The sequence below is a fragment of the Salinactinospora qingdaonensis genome, from assembly GCF_039539445.1.
GTDB classification, from domain to species: domain Bacteria; phylum Actinomycetota; class Actinomycetes; order Streptosporangiales; family Streptosporangiaceae; genus Salinactinospora; species Salinactinospora qingdaonensis.
In genome coordinates, this window is record NZ_BAABDD010000074.1 from 1 (window position 1) to 1,143 (window position 1,143).

The window sequence follows — 1,143 nt, forward strand, 5'->3', positions numbered from 1 at the left end:
CGTGCCACCTCAGGCACAGCCCGCCCCGGGCTGCTGAGATCGCGAAGCGATCGAGGCACGAGCCAACGGCAAACCCTCCAGGCACAGCCCACCCCCCGGCTTGACAAACCCATAGAAGCACCCCCCGCTCCTTGGCGAAGGGCTGCCACCCACCGGAGCCAAACCGGTGCCCGTCCCGCCCGCCGGCCGTTCACCGCTTCCCGTGACCGCCGGTCACCCCGGCCGACAGCACCGACAGCGTCGGCTTGCCCGCCGCTCGTGCCTCGATCGCTGCGCGAGCGAGGCACGAGCGAGCACCACCCACCCCACAGCAGACACCCCCGACGCGGAGGCACCGCGCCCTCGGCCTGAGCAGTGGGTGGCGGGCGACCGAGGGCCGACACGGCGCGCGGTGCTCGCGTAGCCGAACTGAGCAGCGATGATCGGTACTGATGCCCGAGAGCAACCTTTTCGACCTCGCTGTGCAGGGGTGGCCGCAACTGCTCGCCTTGTTCAGCGCGCTCATCTTGTGCTCGCTGATCGGTCTGGAGCGCGAACTGCGGGGCAAGGCCGCCGGGCTGCGCACCCACACCCTCGTCGGCTTGGGCGCAGCACTGTTCATGGTGGTGAGCAAGTACGGGTTCGGCGACGTCCTCGCCTCCGGACTCATCATGCTCGACCCCTCCCGCGTGGCGGCCCAGATCGTCTCGGGGATCGGCTTCATCGGCGCCGGCCTCATCTTCGTGCGCGGCGACCTCGTCCGAGGCCTGACCACGGCCGCGGTGGTGTGGGTCTCGGCTGCCGTGGGAACCGCCTGCGGCGCCGGGCTATGGGTACTGGGCGCCTTCGTCACCGCAGCGCACCTGCTGGTGGTGTTCGCCTATCCGCCACTGCTGCGGTGGCTCACCCGTTTCCGGACGGCCAGCACCAAGCTGCGGGTCAGCTACGAGAGCGAACGCGGCGTGCTGCGGACGGTGCTGGCCACCGCTGTCGAGCGCGGTTTCGCCGTCTACGGGGTCTCCACCGCCCGGCGCCTCCTAGATCGTTGATGGGGAATGGTTGTTGCTGGTCAGTGGTCGTAGGCGGTCAGGGAGCGTTTGACGGGGGCGTCGATGAGCCAGTTGTGCCAGATCGCGGCGTTGAGGGCGCAGATGCGCTGGCACA

1 protein-coding gene and 1 pseudogene are annotated in these 1,143 nt (G+C 69.7%); one reads left to right on the top strand and one right to left on the bottom strand.

Features of this window, described 5'->3' with window-relative positions; genetic code table 11:
* Positions 1-431: 431 nt before the first annotated feature.
* Positions 432-1,028 (top strand): MgtC/SapB family protein, encoded by a 597-nt coding sequence (locus ABD848_RS24845; RefSeq protein WP_344977633.1) that lies wholly within the window; start codon positions 432-434, stop codon positions 1,026-1,028.
* Between the two features lie 20 nt (positions 1,029-1,048).
* Here ABD848_RS24845 and ABD848_RS25165 read toward each other — a convergent pair.
* Positions 1,049-1,143 (bottom strand): annotated as a pseudogene (locus ABD848_RS25165) (IS982 family transposase); the annotation flags it as partial.

Excerpts from the sequence above, each read along its gene's own strand:
- ABD848_RS24845 (WP_344977633.1), top strand. The coding sequence starts at position 432 with ATGCCCGAGAGCAACCTTTTCGACCTCGCTGTGCAGGGGTGGCCGCAA.